General features: G+C 60.6%; 7 protein-coding genes. 2 read left to right on the plus strand and 5 right to left on the minus strand.

Annotated elements, in window-relative coordinates; all coding sequences use genetic code 11:
* Window positions 1-47: 47 nt before the first annotated feature.
* Window positions 48-860: a hypothetical protein gene (locus JJE47_14320; protein MBK5268598.1), complete on the plus strand. Its 813-nt coding sequence runs from the start codon at window positions 48-50 to the stop codon at window positions 858-860.
* Between the two features lie 66 nt (window positions 861-926).
* Here JJE47_14320 and argS read toward each other — a convergent pair whose 3' ends face one another.
* From argS to JJE47_14335, 3 genes are read right to left on the minus strand one after another with little or no spacing between them, the layout of a single operon-like run.
* Window positions 927-2687, minus strand: coding sequence for an arginine--tRNA ligase (gene argS / locus JJE47_14325; protein MBK5268599.1), 1761 nt, complete (start codon window positions 2685-2687; stop codon window positions 927-929).
* A gap of 46 nt (window positions 2688-2733) precedes the next feature.
* On the minus strand, window positions 2734-3249 hold the full coding sequence (locus JJE47_14330; GenBank protein MBK5268600.1) for a hypothetical protein: 516 nt from the start codon (window positions 3247-3249) through the stop codon (window positions 2734-2736).
* Window positions 3246-3797, minus strand: coding sequence for a SigE family RNA polymerase sigma factor (locus tag JJE47_14335; GenBank protein ID MBK5268601.1), 552 nt, complete (start codon window positions 3795-3797; stop codon window positions 3246-3248). Before JJE47_14335 ends, JJE47_14330 begins: the two co-directional genes overlap by 4 nt.
* Window positions 3798-4070: 273 nt before the next feature.
* Here JJE47_14335 and JJE47_14340 point away from each other — a divergent pair, with 273 nt between their 5' ends.
* Window positions 4071-4664: a GNAT family N-acetyltransferase gene (locus JJE47_14340; GenBank protein MBK5268602.1), complete on the plus strand. Its 594-nt coding sequence runs from the start codon at window positions 4071-4073 to the stop codon at window positions 4662-4664.
* 18 nt (window positions 4665-4682) lie between these two features.
* On the opposite strand, the gene JJE47_14345 is transcribed toward JJE47_14340, so the two are convergent.
* Complete coding sequence (locus JJE47_14345) at window positions 4683-6128, minus strand: NAD-dependent succinate-semialdehyde dehydrogenase (protein MBK5268603.1); 1446 nt, start codon at window positions 6126-6128, stop codon at window positions 4683-4685.
* 81 nt (window positions 6129-6209) lie between these two features.
* Window positions 6210-6461 (minus strand): nitroreductase family protein (locus JJE47_14350; protein ID MBK5268604.1); only part of this gene is annotated, 252 nt, incomplete at its 5' end.

Genomic DNA, 6461 nt, shown 5'->3' on the forward strand with positions numbered 1-6461 from the left:
GGGTCAAAGCGGTACACATCAGCTCGGTCCACTAGAAGGAGGCCATTGTGAAGCTCGGAGAAATAGGTACCAAGGTACGTGATTCGATTGTCGGGACCGTCAAGGGCGCCGGCACGGTGGCCGACACAACGGCCAATGAAATCAAAGACGCCACGGTCAGTGTGGTGAAGGGCGCCGGCGGCATCATCCACGGCGGCACCGACGCAATCGGCGACGTTGTTTCTGGAGCCTTGAGCGCAGTCGATCAGATCGGCGAGGGCATCCTCAAAGTTGCCAAGGGTGTAGTTCTCGGGGTCGTCAGTACCGTCGGCGAGGTCGCCACCGTTACGGCTGGCACGATCAGCGACATCGTTCGCGCCGCCATCAAGGGCACAGCTGAGATCGGTGGGGACTTTACCCACGCCGCGTCCGGTACTGCCCAGGGTGTCATGGGTGGCGCCAAGGACGTGGGCATGTCCGCGACCGACGCTGCCTTCTCGCTTGCGAAAGCGGTTGTAACCGGCACGACCGAGGTGGGAGGCGATTTGATCGGCGCGGTCACCGGAACCGTCCAAGGTGCCGTTAAAGGCGCTTCGGATACCGGAGGCGACGTCCTCGGAGCAATCTCCAATACCGCACGCGGCGCAGTCCGTGGAGTCGGCGAAGTCGGTGGCGACATCGCTGAGGTAACTCGCACCACGATCTCGGCAGCAATTGGTGCTGCCAAGGAAGTTGGCCTTGGTGTCGAGGATGCCGCTTCGGCAGCTGCTACTGGTGCCCTCGAGGCTGCCGGGAATATCGGCGAGTCGGCCGTGAGTGCCGTTACCGGTGTTATTGGTACCACCGTCGACGGTGTCAAGGTGGTCGTCAAAGGCGAGTAACCCTGACAGCACTCAACCAAGAAGGCCTGGGTAATCAGCCCGGGCCTTCTTCGTTTAACGGTGGATCTACATTCGGTCGGGGACTTCGATCCCGAGCAGGTCAAGCAACAAGGTCAGGGTCCGGCCGGTCAGTTCGACGAGACTCAACCACGAGGTCTTGCGAGCCAGATCTGCCTCGCGCAATATGTGGCACTCCTCGTAGAACCGGTTGAATTGCTGGGCAAGCTCATAGGCGAACTCGGCGATGTGGTTCGGTGCCCTGGTCGACCACGCCCGGTCAATGACATCGGGAGTGCGCAGTAACTCAAGCATGAGACGCCGCTCTGCCTCAACGGATGGTTCAATGAGATCACCCGGTAGCCACCCGGCCTCTTTGGCCTCTCGCAGAATCGACTGGGTTCGTACCACCGCGTACTGGAGGTAAGGGCCGGTCTTGCCGACCAGAGACGTGAAGCGCTCCAGGTCGAATAGATAATCGGACTGGCGATGGTTGGACAGTTCGCCGAACTTGAGAGCTGCCAGGCCGACCAGGCGGGCAATCTTCCTTTGCTCCTGCTCCGAATATTCGACCACCTTCGATTCGGCGAGGCGTTCCAAGCCTGCCTGGGCGACCATGTTGATGAGATCCCGAAGCTTGACTACTCCGCCCTTGCGGGTTTGGAAGGGCTTGCCATCCGGACCGTTCATGGTGCCGAACTTGATGTGTTCAAGAATCGTTTCGGGCGGTACCAGCCCGGCTTTGCGTCCTACCCGGAATACTTGTTCGAAGTGCAGGGCTTGGCGGGCATCGACCACGTAAAGCACTTCTTCTCGTTCGAGTTCCTCCATGCGCATCTGCAGGGTGGCTACGTCGGTCGTCGTGTAGAGATAGGCGCCATCGCCCTTCATCAGGAGCAGGGGAGGAATCTCCATCTTGTCGCCTGGTTCGGCGACGTCAACGACCAGCGCTCCGTCCGATTCGAGTGCCAGGCCATTGGTCCTAAGTTGATCGATGAGTGGCTCGATGAGGTCGTGAACCGTTGACTCTCCATGCCACAGGTCGAAGTCGACACCAAGGTCGTGGAAGTCGGCGCGCTGGGAAGCTTGCGAGACCGCAACGAGGTGTTCCCAAAGCGCCCGGTAGCCGGCGCGGCCTTGTTGCAGTTCGAGTGTTGCCAGCCGAGCGGCTTCGGCTACGTCCGGGTCGCGTTCGGCCCGCTCCGAAATGTCAGGATAGATCTCCTGAAGGTCGGTCATGGTGACCGGAGAGTTGTTGGGATAACTGTCGGTGATGGTCGGGTCGAAGTATGGGAGGTCCGGCATCCGTTCCTTGATGCCGACGATCACCTGGCCCATCTGGGTGCCCCAGTCGCCAAAATGGGCATCGCCCAAAACGTCATGACCGACGAACTTTCCTATCCGGGTGAGCGAGTCACCGATGATGGTGGCGCGCAGGTGCCCGACGTGCATGTCCTTGGCGACGTTGGGTCCCCCGTAGTCAACCAGCACTCGTTTGGGGGTTGCCACGGGGTCGATTCCCAGTCGGTCGGTCCGCATCGAGGAGGCATTTTCGACCAAGGCGCGGTCGTTGAGGACGATGTTGATAAAACCGGGACCGGCCAGGCTCAGTTCGTCCAACTCGGGTCGATCCTGCAGATAGTCGACCACCGCCTGAGCGATGTCCCTGGGATTGCGACCGGCCTGCTTGGCGGCCGGGAGCGCACCGTTGCACTGGAATTGACCGAGGTCGGGGCGTCCCGAGACCACCACCTCGCCGAACGCCGGATCAAGGTTTTGTGCGGCGAATGCTTCACCGAAGATGGCAGAAAGGCTGGTAAGAACGTTCATGGGTGCCCATAGGATAGGCCCTCCATCGGTGGGCGAGGATGCCCTGCTATCGCTGGGTCACGTCGAGTTGAAAGCCGGTCGGCCCGTTCGATACCGATACTCCGAAGGAACAGTTTCCGTCGGCGGAGTCAATCGTCGTTTCCGCCATCGGGGTGGTGGCCGACGGCGAGTCGAATATCTGGACGGTCACAGGCAAGTCACCCTCGATGGTCAGCTTCTGATCCGGGGTCGTTTCGACTGGTCCGATGCTGGCGACCGAGGTATTGGCGCGAAGCCAGTAGCCCTCCGACCCGGGAACGATGATGATCTCACAACGGGCAAACGTCGTCGGGATTATCCCCGCCTGGTCGGGTCCTCCGACGGTTGTTTGGAACACACCGAAGCCAAGAATGGCGACGACGGCCACGGCAGCGGCCGCCGCCACTAACGTGCTGAAGCGCCTGCGGCGTGGCTGAAAGGGGACGATTCTGGTTTGTACGAACTTGTGGTCTGGGACTTCGATGAGGCGCGCCTTGGCGGCCAAATGGCCCCGGAGGCGATCCTCAAAGTCGGTTTCACTCACGTTGCTTCTCCAAGGGATTTTTGGAGTGCGGCGACACCCCGATGGATTCGGCTTTTGACGGTCCCCTTGGGAATTCCGAGCGACTCGGAGATTTCCTCCATGGACCAGTCCATGTAGTACCGCAGCACGACCGGCGCCCGGTACTTCTCGGGAAGTGAGGCCAGGGCTGCGTCGAGCTTCGGCTCGAATTGCGGATCTTCGATGTGGGGTTTGTCCGTGACGTAGATCGAAGGTAACTCTCGCTTCGACCGGCGCAACTTGCTGTGCGCCCAGTTCATGGCGACTCGATAGACCCAACCCCCGGGATTGTCGTATGCCTGAACGTCGGACCAGCGCTGATAGGCTCGAGTCATCGCTTCGTCCGCCGCCTCGATCCCCAACTCCCGGTTCCCGAGAACGATCACCAGCGTCCGGACCAGATGGGGTCGTTTCGCGTTGTAGAACTCCTCGAAGGAGTTCAGCGAAATGCCCTGTTCCACTGTCACGGTTCCCTCCATACGCGAACCAGACTCCTCAGATTTGTCGTTGGTTCCCATATTCCCGTCCATCGCAGAGGGAGGATAGAACGCTGCGTCCCGCCCCGATACCACCGAACGCCGGAACCCAGGGTTGAACCCAGGGTTCGTACGCCCGATTTCGGGTGCTGGGGCCCCAAGAACAGCCCTGGAGTTGGTTTGAACCGACGTTCGAGGGAGGCCCGCCGTCAGTAATTCGGTCCTGGCGCTTGCTCAAGCTCGACCGTGACACCGAGATCAGTCAGATTTCGACCGATCGAGCGTACGGCACACATGACTATCGTGGTGTCCGATATGCTTTCTGACATGACCCGACTGGTAGGAACGGGCCCGGCTGTGGGGACTACGGCTGTTTCGATGACAACTGAGCGTCTCACAATCGGCTTGCCGGCCGAACGCGACGCCGGGGTGCTATTCGCAATGACGTACGGACAGGGCGGTCTACCCGTGACGTCCAAACTGTTGTGGAATGGTCCGATCGATCTTGACGAGACGAGAGCTTGGTGTGCGAAATACCGGGACAACGACTTTTATGACGGCGGGCATCATTGGTTGATCGGCGATCGCCCTCATCCCGTGCAAGCACCACCGCTGGTTATGGGAGCGATCGGCTTGACCCCCGGGAACCAGGCCGGGACTGCATACCTTGGCTATTGGCTCGGCGCGGCCTACTGGTCCAAAGGCTTCATGACAGAAGCGGTGGTTGCAATATGCAACCACGCTTTTGAGGTGTTGAACCTCCAACGGATTGAGGCGTCTGCTTTTCTCACGAACCCGGCGAGTTCGGCCGTTCTTAGAAAGGCCGGGTTCTCGTCCGAAGGGGTCCGGCGGGCGTCCGCTTATAAGTACGGCGAGTGGAATGACGAGCTGGTTTGGGCCAGACTCCGAACCGACGAGTAGTTCGCGCCGAACCTGCTGCTACCAGCTCACGGCGATGTACTTGGTTTCCAGGAACTCATGGATCCCTTCAAAACCACCCTCGCGGCCAACCCCGGACTGCTTGAAGCCACCAAAGGGGGCTGCCGGGTCTGAGACGAGACCGCGGTTGAGTCCGACCATGCCGCTTTCCATCGCTTCGCTGACCCGTAGGCCGCGACTCAAATCTGTCGTGTAGATGTACGAAATGAGCCCGTATTCGGTGTCGTTGGCCATCGTGATGGCCTCTTCCTCAGTGTTGAAGGTCACCACTGGAGCCACCGGACCGAATATCTCGGTTTTGAGAATGTCGGCTCCAGGTGAGACGTTGTTCAAGACGGTCGGAGCGTAGAAGAAGCCCTTGTGGTCGGGAATCGTCCCGCCTGTCACCACCCGCGCCCCGTTGTCGGTTGCCAACTCGACGAGTTCGGCGATCTCGTCGCGGCTCTTGCGGTTGACCATCGGGCCGACCTGGGTTGATCGGTCGATGCCGGGACCCATTTTCAGAGACGACATGGCTGTACTCAGTTTGCCGGTGAATTCCTCGGCAACGGATTCGTGAACGAGGATCCGGTTGGCGGCCGTGCAGGCCTCACCGGCATTGCGCATCTTGGCGATCATGGCCCCGGCGATGGCGTCGTCGATGTCAGCATCGTCGAAGACGATGAACGGAGCGTTTCCGCCCAACTCCATCGAAGTGTTCAGGACCTGGTTGGCTGCTTTGGCCAGCAACATCCGGCCCACGGCGGTTGATCCGGTGAATGACAACTTGCGGACGCGCGAATCCGACAAGAGCGTGTCCACGGCGTCCGACGATCCCCGAGCGCTCATGATGTTGACGACACCGGCAGGAAGCCCGGCCTGTTGCATGAGGTGAACGATGGCGAGGGTAGTAAGCGGCGTGTCAGAGGCCGGCTTCAAAATGGTCGTACAGCCAGCTGCTAGCGCCGGACCGATCTTGCGGGTAGCCATCGCCGCGGGAAAGTTCCACGGGGTGATGAGCACGCTGATGCCAACCGGCTGGGACATCGTCATGATCCGCTTGTCCCCACCCGGCGCCAGACGGACTTCGCCACCCACCCGGACAGCTTCTTCCGAGAACCAGCGGAAGAACTCGGCGGCGTAGCGGGTCTCGCCAAGGGCATCGGGGAATGCTTTTCCGTTTTCGAGCACGATCAGCTCGGCGATGGCCTCTTCGTGCTCGATCATGAGTTCGAAGGTTTTACGGAGGATTTCACCACGCTGGCGGGGAGCAGTCGCCGCCCAAGACTTGGCCGCATCGGCGGCGGCGTCGAGCGCCTGATTGGCTTCCACCGCATTGGCCGCTCCGACGGCTGCCAGCAAATCTTCGGTGGCCGGGTCGATGACATCGATTGAACTCGACCCGTCTTGCCATTCGCCGCCAATAAACAGGCCAGTCTTGCCCTGGTCGATGAGCGTGTTGAGCATGGTCGTCATTTGCGCCTCCGCGTGGTCTTGTCTTGAAGCCTAGATCAGTGGATTGCCATATGATTCCGGGCGAGCTTGAACCTACCGTCCTGACGACCCTGACGGGTCGGGGACGCTAATCATCACGTCGCGAAGTGGTTTTCGTTCGAGAACCGGGACCTGGGCATCGGGGGTCGGGTAGCCGACCGGGAACAGTACGAAGGGTCGTTCGTTTTTGGGGCGTCCGAGCAGTTTCGTAAGGAACGCCATCGGCGACGGGGTGTGGGGGAGCGTGGCCAGGCCCATGTTGTGCAGAGCGGTGACGAACAAGCCGCACGCCAGTCCGACGCTTTC

This window comes from Acidimicrobiia bacterium (assembly GCA_016650365.1).
GTDB lineage: Bacteria > Actinomycetota > Acidimicrobiia > Spongiisociales > JAENVV01 > JAENVV01.

Coding starts and splice junctions, on each gene's coding strand:
- JJE47_14335 (MBK5268601.1), bottom strand. CDS start 3,797: ATGGACGGGAATATGGGAACCAACGACAAATCTGAGGAGTCTGGTTCG.
- argS (MBK5268599.1), bottom strand. CDS start 2,687: ATGAACGTTCTTACCAGCCTTTCTGCCATCTTCGGTGAAGCATTCGCC.
- JJE47_14340 (MBK5268602.1), top strand. CDS start 4,071: ATGACCCGACTGGTAGGAACGGGCCCGGCTGTGGGGACTACGGCTGTT.
- JJE47_14345 (MBK5268603.1), bottom strand. CDS start 6,128: ATGCTCAACACGCTCATCGACCAGGGCAAGACTGGCCTGTTTATTGGC.